Below are 13,400 nucleotides of genomic sequence, written 5' to 3'. Positions count from 1 at the left end.
GTTGACCAGAACGATAGGGGGCGCCGCCGACAGTGGACTCCCAGGGCGGGCCGCGCACCGAGGTGCGGCACCCGCACTCAGGTCTCTGCCGACGTCGGGACGGAAGCCGTGTCCGGTCTGGCGCGCAGGGCCGCGAGGAGGGCGGTGACCTCCAGTAACCGGGTGTGGATCTCCGCCGGTGCCGGGGGCAGCTCGTACGTGCGGTAGTGGCATGCCGCGCTCAGCGCCGACCAGGTGGTACGGCACCGGCGGGCGGTGTCGTGTCCCGCGTACCACTCCAGGCACAGCATCCGGTGCTTGCCGATCCGCGTCATCGACGGAGTGACCCGCTGCCAGTAGGCGTCCAGGGCCTGGTCGAGCGCCATGCGGAGCAGGACCGCGGCGGCACGGGCGCGCAGGCCGGGGGCAAGGGCGTTCACGGTGCCGGGCTCGCAGAGCAGGAGACGGGCGGCGGCGGTCACGAGGGTCTCCGGGGACGCCTTCATCGGGCACCCCCGGCGTTCTGACTCCCGGTGCCGCTCCGGATGGCCGTCGCGAGCGCCTTGGTCCGGCGGACGAGACTCTTGCGGTCGTCGACGGTCGGCAGGGACGTGTGAGCACCTGAGTTGAAGGTCTCGATCAGTGTCCAGCCTCCGGGACAGATCCGCTCGACGGCCGCACGGGCGTGCTGCTGCTCGTCGCCGAGCAGGGCGAGGGACACGTACGACTTGGTGCGATCGAGGGACTGGACGCGCTCCTCGACCGCCCGCAGCCCGAGTCCCTGCTCGTCGCGGAGCCTGCGTCGCGCCGTCTCCAGGCAGGCGGCCTCCACCGCCACCCGGCACATGGCGGGCAGCACGTGATCGGCCACCGCCTGCGGCAGGTCGGGGTCCAGGGAGATGGCCCGCACCTCCGCGAGAGCCTGTTCCACCGGGTCGGTGAGAGTCTCCACGCCCACCACCGAGTCGGTCTGGCGGCTCACGCGCAGGATGGTCGCCTTGATGCCGAGGTGCGCGACAGCCTGCTGGAGCCGGGTGTCATGGGTGAAGACGATCACCTGCCTGTCCCGGGCGCAGGCGTCGAGCACCCGAGCCAGCCCCTCGACCTTCTCGGGGTCCATGGACTGCACGGGGTCGTCGATGACGAGGAAGCCGAACGGGCTGTCGGCGTGCGTGGCGCGCGGCAGGAACAGGGAGAGCGCCAGGGAGTGCAGCTCGCCCTGGCTCATCACGCTGTAGGCGGGCGCGGACATGTCGTCCACGGAGACGTCGAGGACGACCTTGCCGCGGCCGGGGGTGCCGGCGAGGGTGACGGATCCGAGCGTGACACTGCTGTGCTCGCACAGCAGCTGCCACACCTCCTGGGACCGCCGGGCGAAGGGCCGCAGCCGTGCGTCCCGCAGTTCGTCGATGATCGGCCGCAGCCAGGTCCGCGCCTTGCGCGCGTGCCTGCCCCGGTCGAGTGCGGCCTCCTTCGCCTCCGCAGCGCCCAGCCACTCGGCGAGCCGTACGGCGAACGGCTGCCAGGCACCGTCGTGCTCGGCGAGCCGCCGGGCCGCCTCCTCCCGCACCTGCCGGCACGCGTCGTCCAGCGCGGCAGCGGCACGCTCGAGGCGGTCCGCCAGCTCCCTGGGGTGGGTGATGTCCCGGCACCGGGTCCACTCCTGCCACACCGCCGCAAGGGGGGAGGGCTCGCCCCGCAGCCACACCGGGACCGGTTGTACGAGGCCGTGTCCGGCCCGAAGCGAGACCGCCACCTCCTGCCGGGCGGCCTCGGCGTCCGCGGCGGCCGTCTGGAGTCGCTCCACCTCCCCCCGTGCCTGCTCGGCCCACTCCCGGTCGAGCCGGTTCTCGGCTCCGCAGACCGGGCAGTCCGTGTTCCGGGAGCGCCGCTGGTGCTCGATCGCGGCCTCCAGCAACCGGGCCATGCGGCGGGCCTCCTCGGCGGTGCCGTGCCGGGCCTCTTCCGCATGCGCGGCGGCCTCCCGCAGTCGGGCGACAGCACCACCGACCTCCGCCAGGTCCGGCCCGGTGAGAGTCGCGTGCCGTCGCAGCCGGGCCAGCTCCGCCTCCGCGGCGGGAGCACGGCTCTCCAGCAGCGCACGCACCCGGCCGAGATCGGGCTTCGCTCCCGACAGCGCCTGGACCGCCTCGCGGGCCCTGGGGTCGTCGAGCGCGACCAGATCGCCGAGGAGCCGCGCGGTGAGCGCGTCCGTGCGATCGACCGTCTGCTTGCACTCACTCACGGCGTCCTTGACCCGGCCGTCGAGCTCGGCGAGCAGTTCGAGCCCGAGGAGCTTGAAGAAGGCGTCGTGCAGCCCACCGAGCGTGCCGTTGATCATCGAACCTAGTTCGCTGTACGGCAGGAAGGGCCGGGCGAGATCCAGCGCCTCGGCGTCGACGACCTCCTCCAGCTTCCGCTCCGAGCCGTCCGCCCCCTCGACCCGCGTGCGGGCCTCGTCGACCTTGGGCCCGTGCCAGGTCCGCCGCAAGGTGACGGCTTCACTCTGCTCGCCGACGGACAGCACGACGGAGACCTCGGGGGTGACGTCGGGGCTGTGCAGGTTGCGCCAGCCCTTCTGCCAGTCGGTGGCCCGCCGCCCGTCCCACCGGGAGTTGCGGCCGGTCAGCGCCGTCTCGGCGGCCTCGGCGAAGCTCGACTTGCCGGAGCCGTTCGGCCCCGCCACGACGACCAGGCCGGGCCCGGGCGGCAGTTCGAGGGTGGTCCGCGGACCGATGCCACGCCAGCCCGCCGCGGTGATGGACCGGAGCTGCACGGGTCCGGCTCGCCCTCCGCTGCTCCTGGCCGCCTCGTCGGGGACCAGCTCGTGCAGGAGCTCCTGTACCTCAGGTGCGAGGCCGGAGTGGTGCAGGCGGTCGAGGAGGAGATCACGCAGAGAGGCGGGAGGCTGATCGGTCATGGTCGTTCCCCGTTGTATGGGCGCGGCACAAGGGGCCACGCGGGCTGCTGATGCACTTTGTTGGCACCATCAAGCATGATGATCCTCTGTTAGCACTGTCAACGCAATTACTGGATTCCAGCTATTCGAAATTGTGTACGTGTTGACAGTCTCGGGCCGGCCGAGCGAGGCCGCTAAAGTGACCGCATGCCCCCGCGCACCTGCTGATCATCGGAGACCGCACCGCACTGAGCTGGGTAATCACCGAGCAGCGGATGGCGTTCCCGGCAGGCCGGTCAAAGGCGGCGCGCGCGTTGGAGGGGAGGGAAGAGGTCTTCATCTGCACCACGCGCGGATGCTTCCGGAATCCGACGCGGGACCTGGGACGGGTCATCGGCCGGGCGACGATCGCCAGCGCCGTACGCGTTCTGGACGAGCCGGTGGTCTTCAACGAGCGTTCCTTCTCCGAAGGTTGCCGCCTGAAGGTGTGGGCCTGGCTCCATTCCGTGAGGGTCTGGTCCTGTGTGTCCTGGTGCCCCGACTGTCCGTCTTCCCTGACCCAGCGACCTGGAGCGTCCGCATGCGGCGGGCGTCGCTGACCCTCCCGCCGGCCGATGCCGAACTCGACGCACGGAGCTGGAACCGCTACTGCGCCCGTACGACGAAACGCGCGCGGGGTACCGCTGGGAGGCGGCTGCGGCCTGACCCGCACCCCCGGGGCACGCTCTTTCTGCGCGACGTGACCCGCTCATCGACCAGCGACCGAGCGTGATCGGCTCATGTCCATGCGTTGATCCGACCGACGAACCGGCGCGGTGCGGGTACCGTCTAGACCGCAGCCAATGCCCACCATCGAACCGGGAGCACGACCGTGACCGCACTGCACGCGCAGCCGCAGCCCGGTGAACCGCTCATCCCCATGCCCGCCCTGACCCCCGACGCCCTGCGTGCCGCTGTCGAAGAGCTCACACCGAGCCGTATGCCGGCGTTCGTCCGTGATCTCGTCGACGCGACCACCAGTGCTCAGCAGGCCCAGTCTCTGGCGCCGCTACGCACCTTCGTCCATACGTGGGGTGTGTTCGTCGCGATCCAGCGCTATCCCTCTCGTGCCGCACGCCTGCGGCACCTGGAGGACGTGGTGAGCGGCGGGGTGCAGGATCCGGCGGATGCCATCACCGAGATAAGGAGGATCCACGCGGAGGCGGAGGCCGAGGCCGGACTGTGACCGACTGGAAGTGGGACTACAACCCGAGCGAGGAGTACCTGACCGCCGGGCTCCCCGTGGGCGTTGTCGCAGAGGTGGAACGCATCGCCACCGAAATCGCCGCGCTGGGCCGTGACGCCGAGACGGCAGGTAGCAGACCCGAAGACAAACCCGGTGGGCTGAGGAACTTCCCGATTTTCGGCGGTCGCGGTTTCATCCAGTTCCTCGCCGTCCCCCGGCACGAGTGCGTCTACGTCTGCAACATCGTCTGGAACGGATGACGGCGCTGCGGCGAAAGTCATTGCCTGCGTCCGATGCTCAGTGCGCGACGGCCAGCACGCCCATGCGGCCCGCTCCGTAAGCCGCGCGACCGCTCGTTGAGGGGGCGCGTGGGTGTCGATGCCGATGACGTGAATGATACCGAGCCTGCCCTGCGAGCCATCGACCCGGAGGACGCGATGAGCGTGGCCGCCCGGCCAGGGATGGACGATCACCGCGTTGGGGCGTAGCTGACGCCACAGGTGAGGAGTTGGTGCATGTCGGCGGCGCTGACACCGTGGCGGTCGTAGTGCTTGGCCCTTGATGCTGCCCAAGCACTGGGTGCCGAACTCCATGAGTCGGCAGTATGTCATTCCCGGACCGGACGGGTTCAGGCCAGGGCCTAGCACTCCAGGGGCAGCGTGGGCCAACCCTCCAGGGGAACTGGGCCAGCACCTGCTTGCGCTCCTGCTCCGCCCCGGCTTCGTCCTTGGCGGCGGTGCTCCGGTCGAACCAGGCCGCTGCTTCCCACATGTCCACGCCGTCGGTCATCGCGTCGTGATGCCGGACCGGTGAGGGTCGCAGGGGGTGTGGAGCGTTTTGGGCCTGCGTGGCGCGACCTCGCCGGATCAGTGGCCTTCGAGGTCGAGTTCGGCCCGGACGGGCTCCTGGAAGCCGTTCGTTTTGATGTGGGCAACGGCTGACGGATGGGTGGTCAGCCACTCGCCGCACACTCGCCAGTGATGGACGCTGCCGTCGCGGAACTCGGTGCGCACTTCCGCGACGAGCTTCTTGTCGCACTCGCCGCTCGTGGCCATGGAACAGATGACCTTGTCGTGTTGCTTGAACGCCGGAATGTACGGGTGGATGGACAGGATCGGAGAGCGCATCTCCCGCGTTGCTCCATGGGACATGGCGCGGAGGGTAGCAGCGCGTCCTCGCCGGCCGCTTGCGCGCCGTGCGATGTCCGGTCGGTGGTCACGACTCGTCCTCGTCTCCCAGCTCGTTGACGAGCGGTACGAGGAGCGGGTGGACGGAGAAGCCGGACGCGCGGCCGCCGGGGTCCGCGTCGCCCGAATGCCGCGTCCGAGGGACGCTCCGTACGTCACGTCCCCTCGGGTTCACCTGTGGGGACGGTAGCGCGACGAAGACGACCGTTGGAAGCGAACGGGGAACTCTCGCCGGTCTGTTGGCCGGGGCGGGCGTCCCATGTCAGCTGGAACGGTGGCTCACCTCGGCCCAGACGGTCTTGCCGCCCGGCGGATGCGGTTCGGTGCCCCAGCGGTCGGCCAGCGCGCTGACCATGAGCAGACCGCGGCCCGTCTCGCCGTCCGTCGCAGAGTCGGTCGGTACGACGGGGAGTTGCCCGCCCTTGGCGTCGGTGACCGCGATGCGGAGGAGGCCGGTCGTGATGTCGAGAGTGAGAGCGAGCCGGAAGTCGCGGCCCTGGACGCGGCCGTGCAGGGCAGCGTTGGCGCCGAGTTCGGCGACGATCTGCTCGGCTCGCTCGGTCACGTCGGGTGACAGGTCCCAGGTGCGGAGCTGAGTGGTGGCGAGGAGGCGGGCGAGGCGGGCTCCTCGGCGGGTGGAGGACAGGAGCTGGGCGAACGTGGCCACGGTGCGGGGCGCTTGGGGAAGGGTTGCGCTCATGGGGCCACCGTGGCGGGCGCGCGGGGGCGCGTTCCAGGAGTGACGCTCGTACGGTGCGTCAGCGTACGGGCCCCCTTGGCCGACGGTACGGGCATCTTGCCGTCACGCTGAGCCGAGCGGGAGCCCGATCCGTGCGACAGTCTCCGGACCTTCGGCGCCGTCGTCCGGCTTCTGCGGGAACATGCGGGGCTGAGAAGTACCCGAAGCATGCACCCGCACTGAACGGGCGGACCTGTCGAAGTCGTGTACCGACCGAGGGAGTGGGTGGTGCTTCCTTCGCTCGCTGATCCGTCGCTGTTCACGAAGGAGCTGCGCGCCGGGCGGCACCGGGTTTCGTGCGCGCTGGAGAACCATTCGTAGTTAGCGCTTCACGCATTGGTGTGCTGACCGTAGAATTCCACGTCCAGGGGGGATCAACGGGACTTGTGCGGCCACCAGGACAGTCAGGACGTCCGTGGCCGCGCTTTGCGTTGACGGCATGGGGCACTGCCGTCGAGGCCGGTGCTCCGTTGGCCCGGAGGCGACGACATCAGGGACCAGCGTGACGAACTCGGGTGACTTCGGGGGCAGCCAGGAACTCGACCGCCTCAAGGCGATGCTTGAGAACTGGCGCACCTCTCTGGTGGACCTGAGCGGCCGCAACCGGCTGCTCAATTTCCGCCACACCAAGTCGGCGACACTGGAGATCTCGACCCCGTCCGCGCAGGAGCTCGTCGAAGGCCTGGCCCGGGGCTGGGACTTCGCGCCGCTCCCGGACGAGGAGCCGGTGGCCGGCGAGGGCATGGGCCCCGGCGACGTGGTTCTGGCGAAGAAGGGCGACCGCACCGGCGGAATCGTCACCCAGAAGACCACCGCGCCCTCTCTCCTGCGCGCGTTGAACAGCTTGCGCACCAAGGCGACGCAGGTCTTCAACGACTACGGCCTCTGGACCCTCAGCCTCGGCGTCGGCATGCTCCGCTGGTGTGAGGACGGAGCCGAGACGGGCAGCGACTCCCCCCTGGTCCTGATCCCGGCGGTCATCGAGCGCACGCGCAACGGCCGGATCCGCCTCAGGGCGAGCGACGACGAGGAACCACGTCTCAACCCGGCCCTGAGAGTGAAGCTGCAGCAGTTCCACATCGACTGGACGCCGGTCGCCGAACAGGACCCTTCGGATCTGCAGGCGGTGCTCTCCGCCGCGGCCCGCGCGGTGGCGGGCAAGCCGGGATGGCAGGTCTCCGAGCGCGTCGTACTCGCGCTCTTCGCCTCCCACAAGGAGTCGATGTACCAGGACCTGCTGGACAACGAGGGCCGGGTCCTCGGCAGCGACCTCGTACGGGCGATGGCGCTCGGCCCGCGTTCCGGACTCGCTTCCGACCGTTTCGACTTCGAGGAGATCGAGCTCGACCGGATCGACGAACTGAGCCCGCCCGAGGACAGCCCGCTGGTGCTCGACGCCGACGCCTCGCAGCGGCAGGCCGTCGCCGCGGCCGTGGCCGGGCGGTCGTTCGTCCTCGATGGCCCGCCCGGCACCGGGAAGAGCCAGACGATCACGAACATGATCGCCGGTCTGATGCACGCGGGCCGCAGCGTGCTGTTCGTCAGTGAGAAGGCGGCGGCCCTCGACGTCGTCCTCGACCGGCTGAAGTCGGTCGGACTCGACTCGTACGCTCTGGCCCTCCACAGTCACAACACCAGCCGCAAGGCGGTGGCCCAGGAACTGGGCCGGGCGCTCGGGGAGGAGCCGCGCGCACCGCAGCTGTCGCAGCAGACCCTGGCGCAGGCCAGAGAACTGCGCCTGGCGCTCAGCTCCTACGCCGAAGCGATGAACGAGGTCCGCGACCCGCTGGGACGGACCCTGCACGACGTGCTCGGTCAGGTGGGTCGACTGTCCGAGGCGCCGGTGGCGTACCTGAGCCATGGTGACGACATCCCTGCGGGTGCGCAGGCGACGTTTCGCGCCGAGACGCTCGGCGGCGAGGACCTGCGCCTGATCGTCGAGGCGACGAAAGCCATCTCCGACGCCTGGGAGGCGGTCGCCGATCCGACGTTCCCCTGGCGTGGCCTGCGAGCCGGCCTGCCGCATCCCCGCCCTGTGCTGGAGCAGGCCCAGGCGGCGCGGGACGCGCTCGCGACGGCGGTCGACCGGTACCGGGATCTCGCATCCGAGGGAGTACCCGTCACGGACCAGAGCGGAATCGACCGTCTGATCGGGCTCCTACGGCTGCTCGACGTGCGCAGTCCCGTGCCGGAAGCGTGGCTGACCACGGATGCCTTCGCCGACGAGGTGGACGACCGGGTCGACGCCTTCCTGGCGGAACTGCGCAAGGCGCAGCGCACGCGCACCGCCGTCCGGGCAACGGTGGGCGAGCGCTGGCAGGAGCTGTCCACCAGGCTGACGGCCGAGCCGGGAGAGGCCGAGAGGGCGCTCTCGACGATGGCGCCGCGCGGCCTCGACCTCTCCGGACTCACGGAAGAGCGAGCGCGACAGCTCGCCGGGGAGTTCGACGAGACCGCTGGTGTGCTGGAGCGGACTCTGCGGAGCCTCACCCGCGTCAGCCACCTCACCGGGCTCACGCATCCCGGCAGCCCCGCGGAAGCACGTCATCTGTGTGACGTGGTCGCCGTGGCCGCCACCGAACACCGCCCTCTTGAGCAGTGGCTGGTCCCCGACGGCCCCGCGCGCGCGGAGGAGGCGGCGGTCGGGGCCATCGCCGACGCACTCGCTGACTTCTTCACCCGACGGGACCAGGTGCTTTCCGCCCAGGCCCTCGCCACGGACCACGCGGGCCCCGGATGGGCCGAACTGCGTCCGGAAGTGAGTGCGGAGCGACCGGCCAACGAGCAGGCCCTCGCCGCACTGGAACCGCCCGGCGCCGACATCGCGGCGCTGACCGGCCGGGAGGCCGCGGAGCTGGCGGAGCGGTTCGACACGCTCGCCGGCACCCTTGAGACGGCCGCCGGGCACGCCGACTCGGTGGCCGACCGCCTCGGGTGCGCTCGACCGAAAGCGATGTCCGAGGCCGAGGACCTGGCCACGCTCGTGGAAGTCGCCGCCGCCTCGGACCGCACGCTCGACGCGTGGCTCGACCCCCGGGCGCTACCCGGGGTCCAGGCAGCCGTCGCGGAGATCTCCTCGGCCGCCGAAGAACTGGCCGCCGCGGCCGAGGCGGCACATGGGACCTTCCTGCCCGAGGTCGTCTCCACACCCGAACTGCCCGAAGCCGTCCACCGGCTCATGGCGGGCCGCCAGGGACTCGCCGGCATGCTGTCCAGCGGCATCCGGGCCGACCGGAAGCTGGTGGCCCGGCTGACACACGGCGGCTCATGGCGTGGCGAGCTGTACGACAAGCTGCCCCTGGCCGACGCCTGGTACACCGCGCACCGGAAGCTACGGTCACTGGCCTCGACCCACGCCGAGCTGCTCGGACGCTATCGGGGCACGGCTCTGCCCGACGTCCCGGCCCTGCGCAGGGCACTCGCGCACGCCGAGGCGGTCCACGCACTCGCGCCGGAAACCGTCGCCGACCCCCACCGCCGGAGCCTGCTGGCCACTCACCTGGCCGACGGCCGCGAGCCGCAATCCGCACTCGTCGAGCAGGGCACGGCACTGCGCGGTGAACTCGCCATGTGGCGACAGTACTTGGACGGCCCGTCGCCGGCTCCGCAGGCGGCCGACCTCGCCAAGCTGCCACTCGACGCCGCCGCCCGCTGGCTGCGCGCCCACCTCGCCCCGTTGCGACAGGCCGTCGCGCTGCTGGACACCGTCGCCTCGGTCGGCCGCCGCGACAGTGGCCCCGGTTCCGCCCACACGCTCGCCGCAGCGCGCGCCGCGGTCACGGCCGCGCACGCGGCCCAGAAGGAGACAGCCGCGTTCGACGCCCAGGCCGTATCCGACCGCGGCCTTCTCGGCCCGTGGTACGGGGGACTCGACACGCAGGCGGACGACCTGCGCGAAGAGGCGCCCGACGGCGTAACGGGATACGAACCTGTGGGAGAACTCCTGCGCCGCGGTCTGGACCTGACGCGACAGCGACCGGGACCGTACGCGACGGAGCAGCAACGCGAGCTGCTGGGCCGCTACGTCCTGCAAGGGCGCCCCGACACCGAGGCCCTGCGAGCCGCCTTGGACTCCGCCCGGCTGACCGCCCGCCTCGCGCCCGACGCGCTCACCGACCCCGCGCGCCGGAGCAGCCTCGTCGACGTACTGGCCGACGGCAGGCCCGAACCACGCGAACTCCTCGCACAGACCGATCAGATCCGCCGTGACCTGGACCTCTGGCAGGAGTACACCCGGCAGCCGCAGGTGGCCGCGGTCGGCACGGTACTCGCCGGTGGCCCGCTCGACCGGGCGGCGAGCTGGCTGAGGGCACACGTGGAGCCCTTCGAGGACGCGGCCGACCTCATCCGCTCCACCGACCGCGTCATGGAGGGGGACGAGGGCCTGACCCTGTCCCGGGCCAGGGAAGCGGTGGCCGCCGTCGTCTCCGCCCGTGCCGCCGAGTCCGGTTTCGCCGAGAACGACGCCGCGAACCGGAGCCTTCTCGGCGCCCTCTACCGGGGTGTCGACACGGACCGTGACGCGGTCCTGGACGCTCTGGACTGGTCCCAGAAGGTCCGCCGTGCCGCACACGGCGGTCACTCGGCGTCCCTGCCGCAGGCAGCGGCCCGGCTGATGCTGACCGCGCCCGCCGACCCATCGGTCGCGGCCCGCGCCGACGACTGGAGCCGCCAGCGCGAGGCACTCGCCCAGTACTTCGAGCCCGAGCGCACGGAGGAGCTGCGACGCGAACTCGCCGGTTCCCTCTCCGCGGCCGGGTCCGTCCTGACCCGCCTGGACCGCGACCCCTTCGGCCCGGAGGCGTGGATCAGCCGCACCGACGCACTGGCCTTGCTGCGCCGCTACCACCTCGACGGGCTGCCCGACCAGCTCGCGCGCCGAGAGGCCTCCGCCGAGGACTTCCCCGCCGCGATGGAGCGTGCGGTGCTCACTGCCTGGGTCGAGCACCAGCTGGGCACGGACCAGAGGCTGAAGCCGATGCGGGCGGTGGAACGGGACCAGCTGGTGGAGCGGTTCCAGAGGGCGGACCAGGACCTGGTGGCGGCGGCGCACGCCGAGGTCATCGCCGCCTGCAACGCCCGCCGTCCGCGCCGGACGGCGGTGGGGCAGGCCGCGGTGATCCGCCGCGAGGCGGAGAAACAGCGCCGCCACATGCCCGTACGGCATCTGCTGACGCAGACGCGCGACGTCGTACGGCTGGTCAAGCCCTGCTTCATGATGAGCCCGTTGACGGTCAGCCAGTTCCTGCCACCGGACTTCGAGTTCGATGTCGTCGTCTTCGACGAGGCGTCCCAGGTGCTGCCCCAGGACGCGGTGAACTCCGTCTACCGGGGCAAGGCCCTCATCGTGGCGGGTGACCAGAAGCAGCTGCCGCCGACCTCGTTCTTCGCCGCGGCCGGGGACGGCGACGACGGCGACGAGTGGGACGAGGACGCCACCGACGGCTTCGAGTCCATTCTCGACATGTGCAAGGCCAGCGGAGTCCTGCGCGGGCTGCCCCTGCGCTGGCACTACCGCAGCCGGCACGAGAACCTGATCGCCTTCAGCAACCACGACTTCTACGACAACTCCATGGTCACGTTCCCGGGCGCGCTGGAACAGGGCCCGGACATCGGCGTGGAGTTCATCAAGGCGGACGGCGTCTACGACCGCGGCGGGAACAGCGACAACCCCCTTGAGGCCGCCAAAGTGGCCCAGCGGGTCATCCACCACTTCGACACCCGCCCCGCGCACACCCTCGGCGTCGTCGCGCTGTCGAAGGCACAGGCGGAGGCGATCGAGGAGGCGGTGCAGAAGGCGAGGGCGGTCCGCCCGGACCTGGACCACCACTTCACGGAGGGCCGGCTCGACGGTTTCTTCGTCAAGAACCTCGAAACCGTCCAGGGCGACGAGCGTGACGTCATCATCCTCTCCATCGGCTACGGTCCCGACCACCGCGGCAAGCTGCTGTCGATGTTCGGCCCCATCAACAGGGAGGGCGGCTGGCGGCGCCTCAACGTCGCCGTGACCCGTGCCCGGCGCCGCATGGAAGTCGTCGCCTCCTTCCACGGAGGCGATCTGCCGGACAGCGCCAACAAGAGCGTGCAGCACCTCAAGCGGTACCTGCAGCACGCCCAGCTGGGTCCCGCGATCCTTCAGACGCAGGCCGCCGATCCGGACGCGGCTCCGGAGAGCCCCTTCGAGGAGGAGGTCGTCGACGTCCTGCGCGGCTGGGGGTACGACGTCCAGCCGCAGGTGGGGGTCGCCGGTTTCCGCATCGACATGGCGGTACGGCACCCGGGCGCGCCCGGCACGTACGCGCTGGGCATCGAGTGCGACGGCGCCATGTACCACTCCTCGCGGGCGGCTCGCGACCGCGACCGGCTCCGGGAAGCGGTCCTGCGCGACCTGGGCTGGCGGCTGCACCGCATCTGGGGCACGGACTGGTATCGCAACCGCCGGGACGCGATGGCACGGCTGCGGGCCGCGGTGGAGACGGCGTGTGCGGAGGACCCGCATGCGGTGCGCGTGACGCCACCGGTGGGGCAGGACGACAGCGACGGCGGCCGCGGCATCGGTGGCGGCCGAACGACGGAGGCCGTGGAAAGCTCCGCGCGCGCGGAGGCCGGAGAACCGGCGGAATCGGTGGAACCGGCGCGACCGGCAGGCGGTCCGGTGGCCCCGCGAGTGGAGTTCGTGACGGTCGACGAGGGCCCCGCGCCCTGGAGCCGCCCCTACCAGGAGGTCTCCCCCCGCCTGCTGGCAGAGGTACGTGACAGGTCCAGTAGTCGGCTGGGCCTGTGGGGCCTGGAGTTGCAGGACCCGGACGCCCTCGACGTAGTGGCGGACGTGGCGCTGTGCGTGGTCGAGGTGGAAGGCCCCGTCGAGAAGGAGGTGATCTACACCCGGGTCCGCCTCGCGTGGGGCATCGGACGAGCCGGCCAGGTGGTCCGCGACCGCATCGACCGGGCTCTACGCCGCCTGCTCAAGCAGGGCAAGATCGTCCACGTCGGCACGGCCTACGACATGCCGGGCCACGAGACGGAGTTCGCCCGCACGCCGACGGATTGGTGCGCCCGGCGGGTGGCGGAGGTTCCCACGGCGGAACGGCGTTTCGTGCTCCGGCAGGTGGTCGACGAAGGACCCGGCGTGCACCGTGAGGACCTGCTGCGGGAAGCCGCCCGCTTCTTCGGGTGGGCGCGGCTCGGAGCCGACATCCGGGACGCGCTGACCGCCGACATCGACGCGCTGACCGCCGCCGGGGAGCTGATCGAGTCGGAGGGCGGCCTGGTACCGGCGGAGGGTTCTTGATCCGTTGCGGTGGGCTCTCCGGTAAAGCAGGCCGCGGGGCTCGGGGTTGTCGGGGATGGGCGATGCGCAGGGAGTTGCTG

At 71.2% G+C, this 13,400-nt stretch carries 7 protein-coding genes; 3 read left to right on the top strand and 4 right to left on the bottom strand.

Annotated features, from left to right (window positions below):
- Positions 1–77: 77 nt before the first annotated feature.
- Both ACFXI4_RS12590 and ACFXI4_RS12585 read right to left on the bottom strand, forming a co-directional pair.
- The gene (locus tag ACFXI4_RS12590; protein ID WP_384989863.1) at positions 78–485 is read right to left on the bottom strand and encodes a hypothetical protein; all 408 of its coding nucleotides are present in this window, start codon (positions 483–485) and stop codon (positions 78–80) included.
- The gene (locus ACFXI4_RS12585) at positions 482–2,899 is read right to left on the bottom strand and encodes an AAA family ATPase (protein ID WP_384989862.1); all 2,418 of its coding nucleotides are present in this window, start codon (positions 2,897–2,899) and stop codon (positions 482–484) included. Before ACFXI4_RS12585 ends, ACFXI4_RS12590 begins: the two co-directional genes overlap by 4 nt.
- Before the next feature lie 850 nt (positions 2,900–3,749).
- Between ACFXI4_RS12585 and ACFXI4_RS12580 the strand changes: the two genes are divergently transcribed.
- On the top strand, positions 3,750–4,103 hold the full coding sequence (locus ACFXI4_RS12580) for a DUF6247 family protein (RefSeq protein WP_384989860.1): 354 nt from the start codon (positions 3,750–3,752) through the stop codon (positions 4,101–4,103).
- Positions 4,100–4,363: a hypothetical protein gene (locus tag ACFXI4_RS12575; RefSeq protein WP_384989859.1), complete on the top strand. Its 264-nt coding sequence runs from the start codon at positions 4,100–4,102 to the stop codon at positions 4,361–4,363. Before ACFXI4_RS12580 ends, ACFXI4_RS12575 begins: the two co-directional genes overlap by 4 nt.
- A 606-nt stretch (positions 4,364–4,969) precedes the next feature.
- Here ACFXI4_RS12575 and ACFXI4_RS12570 read toward each other — a convergent pair.
- Complete coding sequence (locus ACFXI4_RS12570; protein WP_384989857.1) at positions 4,970–5,254, bottom strand: hypothetical protein; 285 nt, start codon at positions 5,252–5,254, stop codon at positions 4,970–4,972.
- A 298-nt stretch (positions 5,255–5,552) separates the two neighbouring features.
- Complete coding sequence (locus ACFXI4_RS12565) at positions 5,553–5,990, bottom strand: ATP-binding protein (protein ID WP_384989856.1); 438 nt, start codon at positions 5,988–5,990, stop codon at positions 5,553–5,555.
- Positions 5,991–6,531: 541 nt separating this feature from the next.
- Here ACFXI4_RS12565 and ACFXI4_RS12560 point away from each other — a divergent pair.
- Complete coding sequence (locus ACFXI4_RS12560) at positions 6,532–13,320, top strand: DUF3320 domain-containing protein (RefSeq protein WP_384989854.1); 6,789 nt, start codon at positions 6,532–6,534, stop codon at positions 13,318–13,320.
- Positions 13,321–13,400: the final 80 nt, after the last annotated feature.

Origin of the sequence: Streptomyces sp. NPDC059224 (assembly GCF_042754285.1) — a bacterium.
GTDB lineage: Bacteria > Actinomycetota > Actinomycetes > Streptomycetales > Streptomycetaceae > Streptomyces.
This window is presented reverse-complemented; position numbering and strand designations above follow the sequence as displayed.

What these genes read in the sequence shown, in the direction of transcription:
- ACFXI4_RS12590 (WP_384989863.1), bottom strand. Translation starts at nt 485, where the DNA reads ATGAAGGCGTCCCCGGAGACCCTCGTGACCGCCGCCGCCCGTCTCCTG.
- ACFXI4_RS12585 (WP_384989862.1), bottom strand. Translation starts at nt 2,899, where the DNA reads ATGACCGATCAGCCTCCCGCCTCTCTGCGTGATCTCCTCCTCGACCGC.
- ACFXI4_RS12570 (WP_384989857.1), bottom strand. Translation starts at nt 5,254, where the DNA reads ATGTCCCATGGAGCAACGCGGGAGATGCGCTCTCCGATCCTGTCCATC.
- ACFXI4_RS12565 (WP_384989856.1), bottom strand. Translation starts at nt 5,990, where the DNA reads ATGAGCGCAACCCTTCCCCAAGCGCCCCGCACCGTGGCCACGTTCGCC.